A 20,708-nucleotide genomic window follows, 5' to 3' on the forward strand; every position below is an offset into this window, starting at 1 on the left:
CCGTCGTTGTCGGCGCGGATGCGAGCCAGGTCTGGCCACGCCATTGCGACCCGGCCCGAAACACTTCGATGCACGCTGCGTTTGGCGCGCCATCCGCGCACGCCGATGCTGCTTGCACTAAATTGGTGCAATGCGGATGACGACCTCCACCCCGTCGCTCGACAGCCTGGGCACCCCGGTGGCCTGGGCCGACCGCGACGGTCGCGTGCTGGGGGTCAACCCGGCGTTCGCGCGCTGGCTCGGCGTCAGCGCACGGCGGCTGGTCGACCAACCGCTGGCCGCGCTGGAAGTACAGGGCGACGCGCTGGCGCGCTTCCTGCTCAACGACGAGCGCGATGTGCTGCGCCTGCATCGGCTGGCGCTGGGCCTGCCCAACGACGCGCCACGCTTTGCCGAAGGTTGGCTGTCGCGGCTGGACGATGGCGGCTGGTTGCTGGAAACCCACCCGGTCGACGAATTCCCCGCGCTGGATCCCACCCACGCGCTGCCCAATGCCTTGAGCGCCGCGCTCAAGGGCCTGGCGCACGAACTGCGCAACCCATTGGCCGGTTTGAAGGGCGCCGCGCAGTTGCTGGCGCGCCGCTCGGCCGGCCGCGATGAAGACGAGCGTGAGCTGATCGAGTTGATCGGCACCGAGATCGAGCGCCTCAACACCTTGCTCGAGCGCCTGCTCTCGCCATCGCCGCTGCGTCCGCACGATCGCCTCAACATCCACGTGGTGCTCGAGCGCGTGCTGCGCCTGGCCGAAGCCGAGGGCGGCTGGTCGGTGCAGGTGCAACGCGATTACGACCCCAGCATTCCCGACATCCTGGGCGATGTGGACCGGCTCACCCAGGCGGTGTGGAACCTGGTGCGCAACGCCTTCCAGGCCGGCGCCACCCGCGTGACCTTGCGCACCCGCGTCGAGCACGGCCAGCGCATCCGCGACCGTGTGCATGCGATGTCGCTGCGGCTGGAAATCATCGACGACGGCGGCGGCGTGCCGGAAGAACTGGCCGAGCACCTGTTCCTGCCGCTGGTCAGCGGCCGCGCCGAAGGCAGTGGGCTGGGCCTGGCGCTGGCCCAGCAGGTCTCGCGCGAACACCACGGCACCCTGACCTACCGCTCGCGTCCGGGCCATACCGTTTTCACCCTGCTGCTGCCCGAGCTGGCCGGCGATCACGACAAGGAGCATCTGCATGGCTGAGGCCGCCGCCGCATCCCACCACATCTGGGTGGTCGACGACGACCGTTCGGTCCGCTTCGTGCTGTCCACGGCCTTGCGCGACGCCGGCTACGCCGTCGATGGCTTCGACAGCGCCGCCGCCGCGCTGCAGGCTCTGTCGATGCGGCCGATGCCGGACCTGTTGTTCACCGACGTGCGCATGCCCGGCGAAGACGGCCTGAGCCTGCTCGACAAGCTCAAATCCAAGCACCCGCAGCTGCCGGTGATCGTGATGTCGGCCTATACCGATGTCGCCAGCACCGCCGGCGCCTTTCGCGGTGGCGCGCACGAATTCCTGTCCAAACCGTTCGATCTGGATGATGCGGTGGCGCTGGCCGCACGCGCGCTGCCCGACGCCGATGCCGGTGTCGACAAGATCATCGGCACCCCGCTGGCCGAAGGCTCGGCTGCGCTGATCGGCGACACCCCGGCGATGCAGGCCTTGTTCCGCGCGATCGGCCGGCTGGCGCAGGCGCCGCTGTCGGTGCTGATCAACGGCGAAACCGGCACCGGCAAGGAGTTGGTCGCGCGCGCGCTGCACAACGAATCGCCGCGCGCGCGCAAACCCTTCGTCGCGCTCAACACTGCCGCCATTCCTGCCGAGTTGCTGGAAAGCGAGTTGTTCGGCCACGAAACCGGCGCGTTTACCGGCGCCACCAAACGGCACATCGGCCGCTTCGAACAAGCCGATGGCGGCACGTTGTTCCTGGACGAAATCGGCGACATGCCGCTGCCATTGCAGACGCGCCTGTTGCGCGTGCTGGCAGAGAACGAATTCTTTCGCGTCGGTGGGCGCGAGTTGATCCGGGTTGATGTGCGGGTGATCGCCGCCACCCACCAGGACCTGGAAGCGCTGGTCGAACAAGGCCGCTTCCGTGCCGACCTGCTGCATCGCCTGGATGTGGTGCGCCTGCAATTGCCGCCGCTGCGCGAACGCCGTGGCGACATCGCGCAACTGGCGGAAAATTTCCTGGCCATGGCCGGGCGCAAGCTCGACATGCTGCCCAAGCGGCTGTCGTCGGCCGCACTGGAAGACCTGCGCCAATACGACTGGCCCGGCAACGTGCGCGAACTGGAAAACGTCTGCTGGCGCCTGGCCGCCCTGGCCACCGCCGACATCATCGATGTGGTCGACGTGGACGCTGCCCTGGCACGCGGCCGCCAGCGCACCGGCCGTAGCAGCGTCGGGCAATGGGACGACATGCTGTCCAGCTGGGCCGCGCAACGCCTCAGCGAAGGCGCCCAGGGCCTGCATGCCGAAGCCCGCGAACGCCTGGACAGGACCCTGCTCGAAGCCGCCCTGCAACTCACCCAGGGCCGCCGTGCCGAAGCCGCCGCCCGCCTGGGCCTGGGCCGCAATACCGTCACCCGCAAACTCGGCCCGGGCCGCAAGCGTCGCTGAGCGCTCCGGTGGCTACCCGGGCGGGATCGGCATCATGCCTGGGTGCATGCGTGGGCGTTTTTGCGCTTGCGTGCGCGCAACTGCTTTGGTCTCCCGGTGTCGAACGATGCCCCCATCCGCCCTTCGGACACCTTCCCCCGCAGGCGGGAGAAGGCAGTCAGGTGATGCCTGCGGCAAACCCTGCCGATCGCTGCGATGAAGCCCTCAAGCGCTGCGATGAACCCCCATGATCGGTTTGATGAAGCCCCGATCGCCGTGATGAAGCCATAAGATCGCTGCGATGAATTCCCTCTCCCGCCTGCGGGGCGAGAAGGCACGGCTTGCGCGCCTCGGGCGCGCGTGCCTTGCAAGGCTCCCCGCACCGCATGCCGCACAGCGGGCACGCAAACAACCCGGCGATCCACACCAACCCCGTAAACTCCTGGGCTGCCCCAAACGCATTTCATGACACGTGAACATGCGCCCGCATAGGTTTCAGCCTGATCAGGAGAACAGCTCGATGCGTTATCGGTCGTCCACGATCGTTGCCCTCACCGCTCTGGCGCTTGCCGCTTGCAGCAGTACGCCGCCGCCTCCACCGCCACCCCCGCCAGCAGCACGTGTGGTGCCCACGCGTCCGGTGCAGCAGGCCGAGGCCGCATTAGCTTCGGCGTCGGGCAGCCTGGTCAGCGGCCGGGTCGTGCTGGTGCCGGCGTTGCAGGGCATCCGCATCACCGGCACGGTCGGTGGCTTGCGCCCAGGCGGCGTGGCGGGCTTCCATGTGCACGAACGCGGCGATTGCAGCGCGGCCGATGCCAGCAGCGCGGGCGCGCATTTCAACCCGACCGGCGCGTCGCACGGCCGCGCCGGCAGCGGCACCCATCATCTAGGCGATATGGACAACCTGCGTGCCGACGCCGAGGGCGTCGCGCATCTGGACATGATCCTGTCTGGCATCAGCCTGGGCGACGGCGCGCCCAGCGATGTGATCGGCAAGGCGCTGATCGTGCATGCCGACGCCGACGACTATCGCAGCCAGCCCAGCGGCAATGCAGGCGCCCGTCTGGCCTGCGGCGTCATCCGCGTCACCCAGTGGCGTACACCCCCTTCGCAGCCCTGAATTTGGGCATCAATGGCCGCAACTGCGGTCTCTACAGGAGTTTTCCCATGCGTATTCTTCCCACCACCCTGTTCCTGGCAACCGCTCTGGTGCTGACCGCGTGCAAGCGCGATGAGCCCGCACCGGCCGAGCCCACGCCCGCACCGACCGCCAGCACGCCAGCCGATGCGGCGCACAGTGGCGAGCATGCCGCCGCCATGGTGACCGGGGCGGCCGCCACCACCACGGCGACCGCCGAGCTCAAGCCGACCAAGGACAGTGAGGTCAAGGGCACGGTGACCTTCAAGACCGTCGACGGCGCGCTGCGCGTGACCGGTCAGCTCAGTGGGCTCAAGCCCAACACCGAACACGGCTTCCATATCCACGAAAAGGGCGATTGCAGCGCCCCGGACGGCAGCAGCGCCGGCGGCCACTTCAACCCGGCCCAGTCCGACCACGGCAACGTCGGTGCCGACCCGCATCACGGCGGCGACATGCCCAACATCAAGTCCGACGCGCAGGGCAATGCCAGCATCGACGGCCCGGTCTCCAGCAACGTCAACCTGGGCAAGGCCGATCAGTTCGACATCGCAGGCCACGCGGTGATCGTGCATGCCGATGCCGACGACTACAAAACCCAGCCCACCGGCAACGCCGGCGGCCGTCTGGCCTGCGGCGTGATCACCACCGACAACGCGCAGGCGGCAACCAAGTAAGCGCATGCCTTGCGCCGCGGCCCACACCGCGGCGCAAGGCTGCAGTCGCATCCATCGCGAGTGCGCAATGTTTACCCGGCGCCGTGTTGTCTCCGGCGCGTATGAGGTGGGCAAGAGGCGATTAAAAAACCGCCCTAGTTGCTGTTGATCATGGACCTCCCTGCATAGAACGCCTGTGCAGCGTCCTGGCAGATCTCCTCATAGAAGGCATCGGCGTCCTCGGTGAAGTAGCCGGCTCCCACGAAGCATCCGCGTGCGATTTCATGCAGCGAATGCCGGATGCTGCTGGCATCGTCGTAGACGGCATTGAGGCATGCCACCACCACCGCGACATCCTGTTTCGAAAGGCGCGGCTCACCGCTCATCAAACGTGCGTGGTTGATGCATGCAACGGCATTTGCACTGGTGAACGAGTCGCCCAGGCCAGAGCAATCTTCAAAGCCGGTGCCTTCCGCGTTGAGTTTGAAGTGCGCGATTGGCAGGCCTTCCATATTCTTCTGCTTTGCCATCTCCATGAAATCGGCGAGCGCTTCCGGTTGATCCTGCAGGCGCCTGGATTGCATCTTCGTTTCCAGTTTTTGCAATAACGGCCCGGCGATACTGGTGTTTCTCTTCAAGACGCTGATGGATGGATCCTCGAACATCAAGGTTGCATCGATCTTGTCGGTTTGCTCCTGCGACAGCAGTCCGTTGGCGATCAGGGTCTTCATGATGACTTTTTCTGGGTGACCCCAATGCTCGTCTGCAGCATAGACCTGCCGGAAATTCAGGATTGCCTGGCCGGCGGCGTGCTGTGCTTGCGTGCTGAGCGTGTCATTGCCGGACAATGCGCGTTCAAGCGATTCCATGCATTGTTTGAGAGACAGTGCCTTGTCGCTCTGGGAAGCCTCTTTGAAATGTTGCATGCCGCGGTTGATGAAGGGTTGGGTGATGGAGCGCGAGGTATATCCGCTTGCTCCGGTGTGGGTATTGGGTACGCCAGTCAACGAGTACTTGTTTTTCTTGTCGTAGATCTGGCTCTTGCTCAGGTCCGGATCGGCCGGGACCTTCGCAGGCGAATACTTGGCGATGCATTCCTGCTTGATCCGCTCGCCCTTGAGACAGGCGAGGTTGGTGAGCAGCGATTCCCGTGCGGTTCTGGTATCGAAGAGATGGCCGAGATGGACCTTGGTGGCCGCGCGGTAGTCGCTCATGGTGGCGAACTGGTTGGACCCGCATGTCTTGATCGGTACGAAAGGGCGGCTATGGGATGCGCGTTCGTCTTCGGTGGCGCTGCGGTAGCGAGCGTGATATTTCTCCGCTTTCGCACATGCTTTCTCCAACCGATCATTGCTGGTAAATCCGGCTTTGCCATCCACCAGCGAGGTCGTGGACAAGAAAAAATTGTCTGCGACATAACCGGCGCCGGCAACTCCCAGCGCGTATTTGGCGGCTCGAGAGGCCCAGTGTGCGCCGCGGCCGACGTTTTCCTGGTGTGTGCCTTCTTGCGCTGCTTGCCTGGCTTTTCGCGCGGGCAAGGCCCCCAGCAAGCCGCTCGTCTCGGTGGTGCCAGACGCTGTGGACGGCGACGCACACGGGGAATGCGCCTGCGAGCGGTTGGAGGCAAGAAGCCGCTGCATGGTGGCCAAGGGTTGTGTGGGCTTTGTGCGCATGGATGTGTTCTCTCAAGTGCAGGATGGAGATCAGCTGTACCAGTTGAGTCGAAGCTCGGCGAAGCGTTGGAGCGGAAGGCAGTTGGTCGAGTCGCTGCGTGCTGCGCTGAGTGGTTACGCGTTCCCGATGACGTTTTTATTCGCGCTGGGTAATCAGCGGGAGAGTGGGCGCAAATCGGCCTGCGGTTACGCCATGTATTTGGCTGCGCGCGCCACTGCGGACGGCTGCAACCGATGCGCACTGGGTTGTCGGCCGGCAAGGTCGATACTGCGCGCGGTCGTAATGGCAGTAGCCGGAGTTTGAGCGTGAGAGCATGCGTGCTGCTTCCGTCCAATCGCGCGACACTGTGCCTGATGCCTAAGCGCGCATCCATTTCGACCGCGAAGACGTTATGTCATAAACGAGCAAGTGCGCGGAAGCGCATGTGTTGCATCCGGTTGAGCGATGGTGCCGCAGTTGGTCATAAACACTTCCGGCGTGATATTGACCAACGCTGCAGGTAGCGTGATCGACGATCAGGGTGGGCATTGCCCGATCAGGAAGTCGTTCGACGTCCAGGAGCGGCTAGCAAAACGACTGCGCTCATCGCCAGGCGAGCGTGGCAGTTGCCCGGAATCGGCATGTATTACTACGCGTGCACTCCGTTGCTGAGCGTTCCGTCTATAGCCACCTGGCGGTTGCTCGCTGCGGTTTGTGAGCCGCTCTAACGTCGGCCCGCGTCGACGTGCGCTGCGGGTGGTCGTGGACACGCGCGCGGCATCCCAATTGGAATGCAGTTGCAGAGCACTGGTTGCACCGCTGTCAGCATTCGAAGGGCCACCCGCCGCGGTCGCGGTGGCGCCTCCTGTCGGCGGGCAATGTCCTGGCCATGCTTCCGGGCATCACGGACAGATGCGGGATGCTGAGCAGCCAGCGCTGCAACGCGCGATGTAACCGTCAACCGATGACGTGCACGCTCAGTCGTTCGGCCAGAGCCCAGACATCGCCAGTGCGACTCAGGTGCCGATCGGGGTCATTGAACGCACAGATACGTTCGAGACCGGCCCATACAGCCGCGTCTCCAGGATCCCCGCAACTGCGGGAGCCGTGGAGCCGGTCGGCGGCTTATGCAGCCAGCGCCTGTCGCGGATCCTGGCCCGGCTCCACATGCACGTACAGCACCGGCAATCCGTGCGCTTCCAGTACGGCAGCCATCTGCCGCTGACGCGAGAGGAATTGTTCGTAGACACCGCGCAGGCGCTCGCAATTCTCGCGGTCGTGCGTGTAGTAATCGCACCAGCCGGCCGGGTCGAACAATGCGATGCGCACTTCGCCATCGACATAGCGCAGCACCGGCTCGGGCGCTTGCTGCAGCCATTCTTCGCTGTCGGGAGCGAGCAGGGCGGCTTCGATCAGCGGCCACAGTGGTGCCAGGCCCTGGTTGTCGTACTGCATCGAAATCATCGCCGCCAGATCGTGCGCGGTGAGATAGCGGGCGTGCTCGATGCGCGCGCCGAAGCTCTCCTGCGCCAGCAGCGCGGTATCGGCCTGGGCCATGCCCTGGGCCAGCAGCACTTCTTCCATCGCATCGGCGACGTTCGCCACGATCTGCGGGTCGCCCGACAGCAGGAACGGCAGCACGCGCAGTCCGCCGCCGGTCAACTGGGCATCGGCCTGGAACGGTAGCGGAATCTCGCCGTGCGCATCGGCACCGAAGGCCAGCACTCGCGGGCCCTGGTCGCGGCCCGGCGCGCGGGCATGCAGTTCTTCCAGCCGGCGATGCAGCGGCCAGCCCGGCCGCAGCACTTCGGCCGGGTCGAAATGCGCCATCGCCACGCTCAGCTCCAGGGCGCGGATCTCCGGGATCCACTGCGCCAGGTCGCGGCCGATGCGTTCGGCCAGCATGCCGGCCTGCTCCGGCGCCAGAGCGCCGCGCTCGGGGGCGGTGCCGCCCGTCAACTCCAGCGCCATTACACCCATGGCGGTCACGCCGTGTTCGGTCTTGCTCATGATTCGCGGTTGGCCCATCACGGGGTCGAAGCTACACTGCGGCCATTATGCCTGCCGGCCCTGTGCAGGCCATGTCCCCGAGTCCTTCATGCCAGGTCAACCGATGCCCGCAGCCCGTCCCGTCGCCATTCTGGGCGGCGTTCGTATCCCGTTCTGTCGTCAGAACACCGCATACGCGGACGTGGGCAACCTGGGCATGTCGGTGCGCACGCTGGGTGCGCTGGTCGAACGCTTCGGCCTGCACGGCCAGCAATTGGGCGAAGTGGCGATGGGGGCGGTGATCAAGCACTCCTCGGACTGGAACCTGGCCCGCGAGGCCGCGCTGTCGTCGGGCCTGTCGCCGCTGACGCCGGGCATCACCTTGCAGCGCGCCTGCGGCACCAGCCTGGATTCGGTGATCACCATCGCCAACAAGATCGCGCTGGGGCAGATCGATTCGGGCATCGGCGGCGGCTCGGATACCACCTCCGAAGTGCCGATCGTCTACGGCAAGAAGTTGCGCGCGCGCCTGATGGCCGCCAACCGCGCCAAGGCCACTGGCGACAAACTCAAGGCATTGCTGCGCGGCTTCAAGCTGAGCGAGCTCAAGCCCGAGTTTCCCGGCGTGGCCGAGCCGCGCACCGGCAAGAGCATGGGCGACCATTGCGAGGACATGGCCAAGGAATGGAATATCTCGCGCGATTCGCAGGACGAATGGGCGGTGGCCTCGCACCACAAGCTGGCCGCTGCGTATGAGCGCGGCTTCTTCGATGCGCTGATCGCCCCGTTCCGTGGGGTGTCGCGCGACAACATCCTGCGCGCCGACACCTCGCTGGAAAAGTTGGCCACCCTGCGCCCGGCGTTCGACAAGACCTCCGGCCGTGGCACGTTGACTGCCGCCAATTCCACCCCGCTGACCGATGGCGCCGCCGCGGTGCTGCTGTCCAGCGAGGCCTGGGCGCTGGCGCATGGCCACACGCCGATGGCGTACCTGCGCGATGCGCAGGTGGCGGCGGTGGATTTCGTGCATGGCGAAGGCCTGCTGATGGCGCCGACCATCGCGGTACCGCAGATGTTGGCGCGCCAGGGTCTGACCCTGCAGGACTTCGACATCTACGAAATCCACGAAGCCTTTGCCGCGCAGGTGCTGTGTACGCTGCGCGCGTGGGAGAGCGAGGATTACTGCCGCAATCGCCTGGGCCTGGACGCGCCGCTGGGCCGCATCGACCCGGACAAGATCAACCCATTGGGTTCGTCGCTGGCCACCGGCCACCCGTTCGCCGCCACCGGCGCGCGCGTGGTAGCCACCGCCGCCAAGCAACTGGAAGAACGCGGCGGCGGCCGCGCGCTGATTTCGATCTGCACCGCCGGCGGCATGGGCGTGGTGGCGATCGTCGAGCGCTAGGCTGCTGCGCACCGGGATTGGAGATTCGCTAGAGAAATCCGGCTTCTACTAATCCCGAATCTCTACTCCCCAATCCCCACTCCCAAACCAGCAAGGACGCATGGATGTCGAATGACGCGTTTCGCGTGCCGCCCAGCCTGTATCTACCGCCGGCGAACGGCGATGTGTGGCGCGAGGGTGATGTGCTGGTGTGTACTGCGGGCGCCAACCTGCCGCCGCGGTGCGTCAAGTGCAATGCGCCGGCCGACATGCCGCCACGTCGCTACATCTTTCATTGGCACCACCCGGTGATTTACGCCGCGCTATTGCTGGGCGTGTTGCCGTACGTGATCCTGGCCATTGCGCTACGCAAACGCAGCGCGCATGTGCTCAGCTTGTGCGCGCAACACGAGCGCCGCCGCGTGCGTTACGTCGCGGTGGCGATGGCATCGGTGTTGGCATTGCTGGTGTGCGGGCTGTCGATCGACAGCCCGTTACGCTGGGTGATCGGTGCCGGCGTGATGGCAGCGATGCTGTTGATCGGCCGCCTGGGCTCGCGCGTGTTGTCGCCGACGCAGGTCGACCATGCGCAGTCACGGTATCTGGGTGCCTGCGATGCATTCCTGAGCGATTTGCCGCCACCGCCACAGGCATCGCGCCAGCGTTGATGCAACGCGGCGCACCTGTGGTGTGCGCCGCTGCAAGATCGAACAACCGCAGCGATTACAGGGTGCGATCGTCCGGGGCGATTGGCTCGGCCGCAGGCGTCGGACCCGTCGACACGATCGGCCCGCGCAGCGACTGCTGTGGCATGGGCTCATGCACCGGCTCGCCGCGTGCGGCGCGCAATGCATTGGCGTAGCAATGCTGCGCAGAAAGCAGGTCGCCAGCGGCGGCAAATCCATGGCCCAACTCTTCCCAGGCTTCGCTACCGGCGCCATTGGCAAGCGCGCGGTGCAGGAACTCTTCGGCCTGCGACCACTGCTGCTGATGGCGTGCCAGCCGCGCCAGCGTCAACAGCAGGCCGGGGCTGTCCGGAGACTGGGTCAGCCAGCGCTGCGCACTGGCCCGGCGCGAATCGTATTTCTCCAGCGGCAACACGCCGTACAGGCGCACCAGCGATTCGTCCCACTGCGTATCCAGCGCCTGTTCCAGGCTGTGCACGGCGGCATCGTCCCAATGCAGCACCGCGGCACGTTGCGCGTAGGCACCGACCACGGCCGGGTAGGTGCGCAGCGGCTTGGGCAGTGCCTCCCAGCGCTCGGCCAGCGCATTGGCATCGCCGGCCTGCAACAGGGTCTGTTCGGCCAGCGTTGCCTCCAGCGCGCTGTAGGCCTCCGGTGCCAGCACCGCCTGTTGACGCAAGGCGCCGAGCTGGCCGTAGGCTTCATCGGCACGGCCGATCTGCGTCAACGCATGCGTGCGCAGCAACAGGCCGCGTGCCGGCAGCGGTTGGGCATTGGCAGCATCGAGCGCGTTGATCGCCTCGACCGGCCGTTGCCGCGCCAGATGCCGCTCACCCTGCAACAGCGCGTACGCGGTGGGGTCGCGCTCGGCCAACTGCTGTGCGAGCGCAGTGGCCGATGCCTCGTCGCCGCGTGCATCGGCCACGCGCACCGCGCTGGCGAGCGCAATGCCGCTGACGTCGTCGTCTTCGCTGGCAGTGACCAGCAGGCGCTCGGCGCGTTGCCACTGGCCGTGGTCGGCCGCGCGCAGGCCTTCGATCAGGCGCGCGCGGCCCTTCTTGCGGCGGTACTTGCCCCACACGCGGAACGGCAGGCTGATCAGCGTCCACAGCAGCCAGATCACCAGCAGCGCGATGATCAGGATCAGCGCCGCCTGCGGCATTGCGGCGCGGTAGTCGTTGCCGCCCACGCTCACCACCACGTTGCCCAGGTCGTAGCTGTTCTGATGCGACAGCCACTGCGCACCGAGCACGCCCAGCGCCACGGCCACCAACAGGATCAAGACGGTACGCAACACTTTCATTGGGTGGATCTCCCTTCACGCATGGCCTGCAGTTGCAGCAGGGTGGTGCCCAGTTCCGGCAATTGCGGACGCAGTGGCGTTTGTTGCAGTGTGCGCAGGCGCGTACGCACCTGACGACGTTGCGGCGAGTCCGGCCACAACCGCGTGGCCCAGGTCTCCACTCGGCGCAGCGATTGTGCAAAGCCCTGCGGATCGCCGCGTTCTGCGGCGGCGCGCGCAAGGCTGATTTCGATCTGCAAGGCATCGCTGGCGGCGTGGCGGTCGCCAGCGGTCAGCAAAGCGTCGCCACGGCTGGGGCGAATGTCCACCAACGGTGCCAGCACTTTCTGCCACCACGGCCGCACCGCTTCGGTGGTTTGTGAGGATTGTTCCGGCAGGCGCTGCAGATCGATGGCCAACTGGTCGAGCGCCTGCGCCGCCTGTGCCTGCGGGCCGGCGCCGAGGCGGTCCAGCGCATCGCGCTCCTGCACCAGTGCCTGGCGCAGATTGAGATAGCCAGGATCATCGATGCCGTTGAGTGCGCCGTTGGCCAGTGCGTAGGCGCGTCGGGCGCCATCGGCGTCGCCGGCGATGCTCAGCCGCTGCTGGCCAAGCCGCAGCAGCAGTTCCACTTCGTCCAGACGCAGCGCCTGCGCGCCATGCCGGTTCGGGTCGGCAAGCTTCTGCACGGTGTCTTCGAGCAAGGCGCTGCGCTGGCTCAGGCCCAGCATTTCATCGCGCAGCACGCGATTGGTCGCCGCTGCGTCTTGCAGCCGCTCATTGGCCAGGCGTTGATCGCGTCGCAGTGTTTCCAGCAATTGCTGGGTGCCGTCCCAGCGTTGCTGCTGCGCCTGCGCGGCCTGCACTTGCGCGTCGTGATAGTTGTGCCACGCACGCCAGCCAAGAAACAGCGCCACGCCCACGGCGGCAACGGCCAGCACAAGCAGCAGCCAGGCCCAGGGAAACCGTCGCGTGGTGGCGGGCATTTCGGTCATTCGAACATCCTCGGGCGGTCACGACCGGCGCAGGCGCCGCAGTCATCTGGCACAGCATGGCGTGCGCCGGCAGAGCGCCGCAAGCTGTGTTTGAGTTCGCAGTTCAGCAAGGTCGCGATGGTGTCACGATCGCTGCAGCGGCAGCGACCAATTGCTCCGGCAACGGCCCTGCCGCGCGAACGACGTGGCAGAAGCCCGTCGCTTGCGCGGCGTCGCATAGGCGTTCGCTGGAGGCCACCAACGGGCGTTGCCGCACTGCCTCGCTCAGCGCGGCGGGCAACTGCTGCAGCACCAGCGTCAGCGCCTCGGCACTGCTCATGGCCAGCACGCTGCGCGGCAGTGCATCGGTCAAGGCGTGCAGCGCCGACGGGCGCAAGCGCAGCGGCACGCGTTGATACACATCCGCGCGCAGGATGCGCGCACCGCGTTGTTCCAGGGCAGGGGCCAGCATGCCGCGTCCACCCGGCGCGGTGATCAGGCCGACACGCTGCAACGGCGCTGCGAACAGCGGCAAGGCGAGCAGGCCTTCGCTGTCCATGCGCGCAGGGCGCACGACCGCGTCGATGCCACAGGCCTGCAGCGCGCGCGCGGTGCCCTCGCCCACGCTCACCCACTGCGCCTGGGGTGGCCGCTGCAAGGGCCGCAGTTGATGCGCGGCGCGCACGGCTGCCGGGCTGGTGAACACCGCGATGGGCGCTTCCAGCGCGCGCTGTAAAGCGGCGCGCGCCTGCGCGGTGTCGTTGGTCTGCAGGCGCCACGGCGACAATGCAAGCAGCCGGCCGCCATGCCGTGCCACCGCCCGCCGCAACGGCGCGTGCTCACCGCTGGGACGCAGCGAGAGCAGGGTCCAGGGATCGGCGAGCAGGCGAGGGCGGGTCATCTGGCGATTATGCGAGAGCGCTGTCGTCTCGGGGTGGGTATTGCGTGCGGTATCGGTGCGGACGAGGACTTAGAGTCGCCCCAAAACCGTAGCGAGCCGCTGCCAGGCGGTTTCCGACGGCTTACTGAAGCTGGAACGTACGCCTGGTAAACGCCGATTCCCGGCACAGGCCACGCCAGTTTGGTGGTGGCGCAGTCGTTTTGATGCGCCCCGTCGTGCGTTGTGTGCCGCGCAGCGTGATGCCTGCGTTTCTGCGGCCAGAACCTCGTGTTGGGGTCTGTGCCGATTGCCGCCTCCGCCCACGATCCGCCACGACAATCGAGCCGGAGTGGCAGCGTGATCAAGTCCTACCTCATCAACATGCAGCGCAGCGGCGATCGCCTGCAGGCGATGGCGGCGCGGTTCCAGGCATTGGGGATCCCGTTCGAGCGCCTTCCCGCCGTCGATGGTGCCACGCTCACGCCTGCGCAGATCGCCGATTTCGTGCGTGAGCGCCCGTTGGAAAACTCCGGCGATGCGTTCAGCACCGGCCCGCGCAAATGGACAGCGTCCAACATCGGCTGCTTCCTCAGCCATCAGGCGGCCTGGCGCATCGCGGCCGAGTCCGACGCTGCGTACACCGCCATCTTCGAAGACGACATGCACCTGTCCGATGCGCTGCCGGCGCTGTTGCGCAGCACCGACTGGCTCCCGTCGGGCAGCAGCATCGTGCGCCTGGAGCCGTCCTACAACCGGATCAAGCTCGATGCCAAGGTCGCCGACATCGCCGGGCGCCAGCTGCGGCTGGTGCGTCCATCGACTTATCAACATTGCTGGCCGGTGTGCGCCGGCGCGCTGATCATCAGCCGCGAGGCGGCGCGACTGCTGCTGGCCGCCGACGCGCGCTGGCACACCATGGCCGATATCTTTCTGTTCGGCTGGAACGAATCGCCGGTGGCGCAGCAGCTGTCCACTTATCAGCTCTCGCCGGCCGCCTGCATCCAGGACAAGTTCTTCCACGCAGCGCCGGAGCAGATCGTGTTCACCAGCACCATCGATGCGCCGCTGACGCGCGCGCAAAAGCAACGCAGCGCGCGCTGGAAAGCCAAGGCAACCACGCTGTTACGGGTGGCGCAGGGCTATCGCAAGGTTGTGTTCGCACCGTAAAAAGTGATCGACACGGTGGCGCCGCTGATCGCAGGCCTTGCAGGTGCGCATTCGCACGCCGCCGTTGCGCGCGCAGCCCGCAGCAGTTGATGCCGAGGGATCCACCGGTTTGACGACGTAATACCAGCGCGTGCGATCGCCCGATCCTGCACGCGTTCACCATGCGGTACCGCATGTCATCCATATGCACAAGACGCTCGCCGGACATTGCGGCATGATGCCGCCCTTCGCCGTCTGCCAGCCTTCCGATGACTCCTTCGTGCACGCTCGTCTCCGCCCTGCAGTCGCTGCAGTCGCAGTTCATCGCCATGCCGCCGGTGCTGTCGATGGGCATTGCCGTGGATGGCTTGCACGATGGCGCGCTGCGCCTGCGCGCGCCGCTGCAGGCCAACGTCAACGACAAAGCCAATGCGTTCGGCGGCAGCCTGGCCTCGTTGATGACGCTGGCCAGCTGGGGGTGGCTGACGCTGCAACTGCAATTGGCCGGCCACGAAGCCGACGTGTATGTCGCCGACAGCCAGCTGCGCTATGTCGCGCCGGTGTACGAAGACCTGGTGGCCGATGCCGGGCCTGCCGAGTCGGGCGGCTGGGACGCCTTTCTGGCGACCTTCCGTCAGCGCGGCAAGGCGCGCATCGGCATGCGCGCGCAGATCGCGCTGGGCTCGGGCGCAGCGGCGGCCACACTGAGCGGGCGTTTCGTAGCGTTTCCAAAACGGTAGGATGCGGGCTGGATCAAGGGGGGAATGCGCATGCGTGCACTGATGGGAGCGGTGGTCCTGCTGGGGCTGGCGATGCTGAGCGGGGTGGCCACTGCCGGCAGTCGTGCCCAGGCGCGCGCGCTGGAAGCCACCCAGGCCGCCTATACGGCGGCGGTGCGCTGGAGCGATTTCGATGCCGCGCAGGGGTTTGTCGAACCGACCTACGCCCAGGCCCATCCGCTCAGCGACCTGGAACGCTCGCGCTATGAGCAGGTGCAGATCTCCGGCTACCGCGAGTTGCGCGTGGGCGAAGAGCCCAATGGCGACCTGCGCCGGGAAGTCGAGCTGCGCGTGATCAACCGCAATACCCAGGCCGAACGGCTGGTGCGCAGCAGCGAGATCTGGCACTGGAATCCGGAACAGAAGCGCTGGTGGCTGGTCAGCGGCCTGCCCGATCTGTGGAAGGGCCAGTAGCCCGGCCTCTGCCTGCTGGCCGTCGCGCGCGCCAGCTGTGCGACAATTCCCGCCCGCTCGACTGACCCTGACCCCGTGAATTTCGAAGAGCTGCAGGCCTTTGTCGGCCGCAACCCCATGTTGTCGCTGGCCCTGGTGGGCCTGACCATTGCCCTGATCGTCACCGAGGTTGCGCGCCTGTTCCGCGGGTATCGCGCACTCAAGCCGTCCGAGCTGACCCGTTTGATCAACAGCGAAGACGCGCTGGTGATCGATCTGTCGCCCACCGCCGATTTCGAAAAAGGCCATATCGCCGGTAGCCGCAGCGTGGCCCTGGCCAAGTTCGACCCGGCCAGCAAGCTGCTGGCCAACGCCAAGGCATCGCCGGTGGTGGTGGTCTGCCGTAGCGGCAACACCTCCGCAGGTGCGGCCAAGACGCTGAAGAAAGCCGGCTTCGAAAAGGTGTACTGGCTCGAAGGTGGCATCGCCGCCTGGCAAATGGCCGAGTTGCCACTGATCAAGGGCCGCTGATCCGCCTTGTGCGGCAGCTCGCAAGCCCCCATTGCTTGCGTGAGATACTCGCGTTTTCACGTCTGCATCACTCAACGCTGCACCCACCGAACCGCTTTTGGAGTTAGGAATGTCCGACGAAATCCTCAACGGCGCCGCCGCGCCGGCCGACGCCGCTGCTGGCCCCGCTTTCACCATCGAAAAGATTTACGTCAAGGACGTTTCTTTCGAATCGCCGAATGCGCCGGCCGTCTTCAATGACGCCAACCAGCCCGAGCTGCAGCTGAACCTCAATCAGAAGGTCCAGCGCCTCAACGACAACGCCTTCGAAGTCGTGCTGGCCGTGACCCTGACCTGCACCGCCGGTGGCAAGACCGCTTACGTGGCCGAAGTGCAGCAGGCTGGCGTGTTCGGCCTGGTCGGCCTGGACCCGCAGGCGATCGACGTGCTGCTGGGCACCCAGTGCCCGAACATCCTGTTCCCGTACGTGCGCACCCTGGTCAGCGACCTGATCCAGGCCGGCGGCTTCCCGCCGTTCTACCTGCAGCCGATCAACTTCGAAGCGCTGTACGCCGAAACCCTGCGTCAGCGCTCGCAGGGCGAAGGCACCTCGCTGGCCGATTCCGAGCCGGCTGGCAACGCCTAAGCACCGTCTGCGCCGATGAGCGATTCGACCCACAAGATCGCCGTTCTTGGCGCCGGCTCCTGGGGTACGGCCCTGGCCGCGCTGCTCGCCAGACACGGTCACTCGACCGTGCTCTGGGGACGCGATGCGGCGATGGTGGATGCCATCGACCGCACCCACGAGAACGTGCGTTACCTGCCCGGCATTCCGCTGCCGGAGACCTTGCGTGCCACCACCGACCTGCAGGCGGCCATGGCCGATGCAAGCTGGATTCTGGTCGTGGTGCCCTCGCATGCATTCACCGAAACGATCCGCGTGATCGCTCCGTTGCGTCCGGCCAACGCTGGCGTGGCATGGGCGACCAAGGGATTCGAACCCGGTTCCGGGCGCTTTCTGCATGAAGTGGCGCGCGATCTGCTCGGCCCCAGCGTTCCGCTGGCGGTGGTGACCGGGCCGTCGTTCGCCAAGGAAGTCACGCTCGGCTTGCCCACGGCCATCACCGTGCACGGCGACGATGCGGCGTTTGCGCAAGTCGTGGCCGATGCGATGCATGGCCCCACCTTCCGCGCCTACACCGGCGATGACATGGTGGGTGCCGAACTCGGTGGCGCAATGAAGAACGTGCTGGCGGTGGCCACCGGAGTGGCCGACGGCATGCAGCTTGGCCTCAATGCCCGCGCCGGTCTGATCACGCGCGGTTTGAACGAGATGTTGCGCCTGGCTGCAGTGATCGGTGCGCGCCCGGAAACGTTGATGGGCCTGGCCGGGTTGGGCGATCTGGTGCTTACCTGTACCGGTGATCTGTCGCGCAACCGCCGGCTGGGGTTGGCGTTGGGTCGCGGGCAGAGCTTGAACGATGCGATCCGCGAAATCGGTCAGGTGGTCGAGTCGGTACAAACCGCCGACGAAGTCATGCGCCAGGCCGAACAGCACGGCATCGAGTTGCCGATCTCCAACGCCGTGCGTGCGGTCCTGCATGGCGAGATCACCCCGGAAGCCGGGTTGAAGGGGCTGTTGGCCCGCGAGCGCAAGCCCGAGTACCCGCAGACCTTGTTTACCTGATCGCAGCGTCGCGTGCTTGCGCGCCACATGGCATCAACAGAGCCCGGCAATGCCGGGCTTTTTGTTGGCTGACGATCGCACCCCTCAGGGGCGTATTGCAGCCGATCAAGCGCATTGCCTCTTTGAAGGCCACATGCGTCGCATCGCCTTGCTGCCGTTTCTGCACGCGCTTGTGTATCCATCGCGCAAAAGAAAGAAGCCCGGTCGGGGGACCGGGCTTCCAATGCAACGCGGGAGAGAGTCGCGTTGCAGTCAAACGTGCGGCTTACCAGCTGAAGCGCGGGCCGACCGACCATTCCTTGTTGCCGTCGCCATCCATACGGATGTCGCCGTTGATGCCCCAGTTCTGGTTCAACTTCACCTGGGCGCCAAGGCGGCCGTAGAAGTTGTCGCCGATGTCGATGCCGCGCTTCTTGGAGAAGTCTTCGTAGCCAGCCAGGGCATAGACTTCGAAGTGCTCGCCGAAGGCGTTACGCAGGCCGGCTTCCACGCTGTAGCCGTCGAAGCTGATGTTCGGGCTGTCCAGGTCCAGCTTGCGGTAAGCAACGCGGGCAACGAAGTCGGTGCTGGTGGCGATCTCGTGGTTGTAGCCCACACCGACGCCCCACTGCTGGAAGTCGGAGTTGGAGCTTTCGAACACGCTGTCGTTGTCGTCAGCGTTCTGCTTGCTGTAATCACCGAACACGTGGAAGTTCGGAGCAACGGCGTAAGAAGCCTTCAGGCCCCAACCATCTGCATCGCGACCTTCGGTCGGGGTGCGCACGTAGTCGCCTTCGACGAAATTGTAGGAGAGGTTTTCAGCAGCGGAGGCCGCAAACGGCAGGGCTGCGAGGAGGCCGAGGGCCAGCAGTGAAGTCTTCATGATCAATACCTGTACTTATGGTTTGGGCCGGCGCTGAGGCGGATGCCGTTCGCTGCCGAGATGTAAATTCTCCGTTATTCGATGGAACGCGACATGAATTTTGAACTGAGCAGTGAATGAATCATCGCGCCAGATTCAGCTGCGCTTTCTTGTGGTCCCCAGCGGATGCGCGTAACGCACATGTAAAACGTGACGCGGCATTCATTGCGCGCCCGCAAGATGAGACGCGTGCGCACACGTCCAGAAATCATCGGGTTTTCCTGCATTTTTCGTGCATGAGCACATTGCACTGACATCGCCGCTGGGAGCATTGCACGCTTGTCGACTAGTAGCGGAGCTGCATCGTGGCGAAGAAGAAGACGGTGGCGCGGTTTCTGGCCGAGACGCTGCAGAGCGCGGGTGTGGAGCGGATCTGGGGCGTGACCGGCGACAGCCTCAATGGCTTGACCGATGCACTGCGCGAGATGCAGACCATCGAGTGGATGCATGTGCGCCACGAAGAAGTTGCCGCATTTGCCGCAGGCGCCGAGGCCGCGGTGACCGGCACGCTGGCGGTGTGCGCCGGAAGTTGTGGGCCGGGCAATCTGCACTTGATCAACGGCTTGTTCGACTGCCATCGCAGCCGGCAGCCGGTGCTGGCGATCGCCGCGCATATTCCGTCGTCCGAGATCGGTCTGAACTATTTTCAGGAAACCCACCCACAAGAGCTGTTCCGCGAGTGCAGCCACTTTGTGGAGCTGGTGACCAATCCGGCGCAGCTGCCGGAAGTGCTGCATCGTGCGATGCGCACGGCCATCCTGCAGCAAGGCGTGGCGGTGGTGGTGATTCCCGGCGATATCGCGTTGCTGGAGGTGGACAAGCATCTGTCCAGCGCATGGCCGGCCCTGCGCGCGCCGCGCGTGCTGCCTGCGGCCGAGGATGTGCAGCAGTTGGCCGAGCTGTTGCAGCAGAGCAAGGCGGTGACCTTGTTGTGCGGCAGCGGGTGCGCAGGCGCACACGATGCGGTGGTGGCGCTGGCAGAGAGGCTGGGCGCGCCGATCGTGCACGCGCTACGTGGCAAAGAGTACGTGGAGTGGGAGAACCCGTTCGATGTCGGTATGACCGGCTTGATCGGCTTCAGTTCCGGCTACCACGCAATGCTCAACTGCGACACCTTGATCATGTTGGGCACGGATTTCCCGTATCGGCAGTTCTATCCCAAGGACGCCACCATCGTGCAGGTGGACCGCGATCCGGGTGCATTGGGCCGGCGCACGCCGCTGCAGCTGGGCATTGCGGCGGATGTGGGCGAAACCATCGCGGCCTTGCTGCCGCAGTTGCAGCGGCGCGAAGACCGCCGCTTCCTGGAAAAATCGCTGGAGCACTACCGCAAGGCGCGCGAAGGGCTGGATGACCTGGCAGTGCCGGCCGATCCTGGTGAGCCGTTGCATCCGCAGTTCGTGACCCGGCTGATCAGCCAGATTGCCGATCAGGATGCGGTGTTCACTTGCGATGTCGGCACGCCCACGGTGTGGGCGGCGCGCTATTTGCGCATGAATGGCAAGCGCCGTTTGCTGGGGTCGTTCAACCATGGCTCGATGGCCAATGCGATGCCGCAGGCGCTGGGTGCGCAGGCGGCGTTCCCCGGGCGGCAGGTGATTGCGCTATCGGGCGATGGCGGCTTTGCGATGTTGATGGGCGATTTCATTTCATTGGCGCAGTTGAACCTGCCAGTGAAGATCGTGGTGTTCAACAATGCCTCGCTGGGCTTTGTGGCGATGGAAATGAAGGCTGCCGGTTATCTGGATACCGGCACCGAGTTGCGCAACCCGGATTTTGCCGCGATGAGCAATGCGATGGGCATCCTGGGCATCCGCGTGGACGAATCGTCGCAGCTGGAGCGTGCGTTACGGCAGGCCTTTGCGCATTCCGGTCCGGCGCTGGTGGATGTGCGCATCGCCACGCAGGAGTTGGCGGTACCGCCGGCGATCAAGCTCGAACAGGCCAAGGGCATGGGCCTGTACCTGCTCAAGGCGGTGATGAGCGGGCGGGGCGATGAGGTGATCGAGCTGGTCAAGACCAACCTGCGCTAACGCGACCAGTTCTATCATCGGCCGCCCTTGCC

19 protein-coding genes and 1 other RNA gene are annotated in these 20,708 nt (G+C 65.7%); 14 read left to right on the top strand and 6 right to left on the bottom strand.

Annotated elements, in window-relative coordinates; translation table 11 throughout:
• Positions 1 to 136 precede the first annotated feature (136 nt).
• The 4 genes from ACCQ06_RS01170 (at position 137) to ACCQ06_RS01185 (ending at position 4,400) form a co-directional block, all read left to right on the top strand.
• Complete coding sequence (locus tag ACCQ06_RS01170) at positions 137 to 1,186, top strand: two-component system sensor histidine kinase NtrB (RefSeq protein ID WP_104616267.1); 1,050 nt, start codon at positions 137 to 139, stop codon at positions 1,184 to 1,186.
• Complete coding sequence (gene ntrC, locus ACCQ06_RS01175) at positions 1,179 to 2,606, top strand: nitrogen regulation protein NR(I) (RefSeq protein ID WP_104616268.1); 1,428 nt, start codon at positions 1,179 to 1,181, stop codon at positions 2,604 to 2,606. Before ACCQ06_RS01170 ends, ntrC begins: the two co-directional genes overlap by 8 nt.
• A gap of 499 nt (positions 2,607 to 3,105) precedes the next feature.
• Positions 3,106 to 3,705, top strand: a complete 600-nt coding sequence (locus ACCQ06_RS01180; protein ID WP_316689912.1) for a superoxide dismutase family protein — start codon at positions 3,106 to 3,108, stop codon at positions 3,703 to 3,705.
• A 47-nt stretch (positions 3,706 to 3,752) separates the two neighbouring features.
• A complete protein-coding gene (locus ACCQ06_RS01185) occupies positions 3,753 to 4,400 on the top strand; it encodes a superoxide dismutase family protein (RefSeq protein ID WP_104616269.1) in 648 nt (215 codons plus the stop codon).
• 134 nt (positions 4,401 to 4,534) lie between these two features.
• On the opposite strand, the gene xopAG is transcribed toward ACCQ06_RS01185, so the two are convergent.
• Positions 4,535 to 6,052, bottom strand: coding sequence for a XopAG/AvrGf1 family type III secretion system effector (gene xopAG, locus ACCQ06_RS01190; protein WP_316689913.1), 1,518 nt, complete (start codon positions 6,050 to 6,052; stop codon positions 4,535 to 4,537).
• Between the two features lie 621 nt (positions 6,053 to 6,673).
• On the opposite strand from xopAG, the gene ACCQ06_RS01195 reads away from it, so the two are divergent.
• Positions 6,674 to 6,753, top strand: a non-coding RNA gene (locus ACCQ06_RS01195) — sX9 sRNA.
• A gap of 404 nt (positions 6,754 to 7,157) precedes the next feature.
• Here ACCQ06_RS01195 and ACCQ06_RS01200 read toward each other — a convergent pair.
• Positions 7,158 to 8,042, bottom strand: a complete 885-nt coding sequence (locus ACCQ06_RS01200; RefSeq protein ID WP_170068657.1) for a hypothetical protein — start codon at positions 8,040 to 8,042, stop codon at positions 7,158 to 7,160.
• 88 nt (positions 8,043 to 8,130) lie between these two features.
• Between ACCQ06_RS01200 and ACCQ06_RS01205 the strand changes: the two genes are divergently transcribed.
• On the top strand, positions 8,131 to 9,426 hold the full coding sequence (locus ACCQ06_RS01205) for an acetyl-CoA C-acetyltransferase (protein ID WP_228324720.1): 1,296 nt from the start codon (positions 8,131 to 8,133) through the stop codon (positions 9,424 to 9,426).
• A 104-nt stretch (positions 9,427 to 9,530) separates the two neighbouring features.
• Positions 9,531 to 10,073 carry a hypothetical protein gene (locus ACCQ06_RS01210; protein WP_316689914.1) on the top strand — a complete coding sequence of 181 codons (543 nt, stop codon included), beginning with the start codon at positions 9,531 to 9,533 and terminating at the stop codon, positions 10,071 to 10,073.
• A gap of 55 nt (positions 10,074 to 10,128) precedes the next feature.
• On the opposite strand, the gene ACCQ06_RS01215 is transcribed toward ACCQ06_RS01210, so the two are convergent.
• The 3 genes from ACCQ06_RS01215 to ACCQ06_RS01225 all read right to left on the bottom strand — a co-directional run bounded on the left by ACCQ06_RS01215 (position 10,129) and on the right by ACCQ06_RS01225 (position 13,248).
• Positions 10,129 to 11,394 carry a heme biosynthesis protein HemY gene (locus ACCQ06_RS01215; RefSeq protein ID WP_228324719.1) on the bottom strand — a complete coding sequence of 422 codons (1,266 nt, stop codon included), beginning with the start codon at positions 11,392 to 11,394 and terminating at the stop codon, positions 10,129 to 10,131.
• Positions 11,391 to 12,368: a uroporphyrinogen-III C-methyltransferase gene (locus ACCQ06_RS01220; protein ID WP_316689915.1), complete on the bottom strand. Its 978-nt coding sequence runs from the start codon at positions 12,366 to 12,368 to the stop codon at positions 11,391 to 11,393. The genes ACCQ06_RS01215 and ACCQ06_RS01220 overlap by 4 nt, the downstream gene beginning before the upstream one ends.
• A 103-nt stretch (positions 12,369 to 12,471) precedes the next feature.
• Positions 12,472 to 13,248 carry a uroporphyrinogen-III synthase gene (locus ACCQ06_RS01225; RefSeq protein ID WP_316689916.1) on the bottom strand — a complete coding sequence of 259 codons (777 nt, stop codon included), beginning with the start codon at positions 13,246 to 13,248 and terminating at the stop codon, positions 12,472 to 12,474.
• A 336-nt stretch (positions 13,249 to 13,584) separates the two neighbouring features.
• Here ACCQ06_RS01225 and ACCQ06_RS01230 point away from each other — a divergent pair, with 336 nt between their 5' ends.
• From ACCQ06_RS01230 to ACCQ06_RS01255, 6 genes are all read left to right on the top strand, one after another.
• Positions 13,585 to 14,394: a glycosyltransferase family 25 protein gene (locus ACCQ06_RS01230; protein WP_316689917.1), complete on the top strand. Its 810-nt coding sequence runs from the start codon at positions 13,585 to 13,587 to the stop codon at positions 14,392 to 14,394.
• 248 nt (positions 14,395 to 14,642) lie between these two features.
• Positions 14,643 to 15,113, top strand: a complete 471-nt coding sequence (locus ACCQ06_RS01235) for a YiiD C-terminal domain-containing protein (RefSeq protein WP_104616277.1) — start codon at positions 14,643 to 14,645, stop codon at positions 15,111 to 15,113.
• Positions 15,114 to 15,143: 30 nt separating this feature from the next.
• On the top strand, positions 15,144 to 15,566 hold the full coding sequence (locus tag ACCQ06_RS01240; RefSeq protein ID WP_104616292.1) for a hypothetical protein: 423 nt from the start codon (positions 15,144 to 15,146) through the stop codon (positions 15,564 to 15,566).
• Positions 15,567 to 15,641: 75 nt separating this feature from the next.
• Positions 15,642 to 16,076, top strand: coding sequence for a rhodanese-like domain-containing protein (locus tag ACCQ06_RS01245; protein ID WP_104616278.1), 435 nt, complete (start codon positions 15,642 to 15,644; stop codon positions 16,074 to 16,076).
• A 109-nt stretch (positions 16,077 to 16,185) separates the two neighbouring features.
• On the top strand, positions 16,186 to 16,701 hold the full coding sequence (gene secB, locus ACCQ06_RS01250) for a protein-export chaperone SecB (RefSeq protein WP_104616279.1): 516 nt from the start codon (positions 16,186 to 16,188) through the stop codon (positions 16,699 to 16,701).
• A gap of 15 nt (positions 16,702 to 16,716) precedes the next feature.
• Positions 16,717 to 17,742, top strand: a complete 1,026-nt coding sequence (locus ACCQ06_RS01255; RefSeq protein ID WP_316689918.1) for an NAD(P)H-dependent glycerol-3-phosphate dehydrogenase — start codon at positions 16,717 to 16,719, stop codon at positions 17,740 to 17,742.
• A 265-nt stretch (positions 17,743 to 18,007) separates the two neighbouring features.
• On the opposite strand, the gene ACCQ06_RS01260 is transcribed toward ACCQ06_RS01255, so the two are convergent.
• On the bottom strand, positions 18,008 to 18,604 hold the full coding sequence (locus tag ACCQ06_RS01260; protein ID WP_104611926.1) for an OmpO family porin: 597 nt from the start codon (positions 18,602 to 18,604) through the stop codon (positions 18,008 to 18,010).
• Positions 18,605 to 18,966: 362 nt separating this feature from the next.
• Between ACCQ06_RS01260 and poxB the strand changes: the two genes are divergently transcribed.
• A complete protein-coding gene (gene poxB, locus ACCQ06_RS01265) occupies positions 18,967 to 20,676 on the top strand; it encodes a ubiquinone-dependent pyruvate dehydrogenase (protein WP_316692471.1) in 1,710 nt (569 codons plus the stop codon).
• Positions 20,677 to 20,708 lie beyond the last annotated feature (32 nt).

This window comes from Xanthomonas sp. NCPPB 4467 (genome assembly GCF_041475665.2).
Lineage (GTDB): Bacteria > Pseudomonadota > Gammaproteobacteria > Xanthomonadales > Xanthomonadaceae > Xanthomonas > Xanthomonas dyei.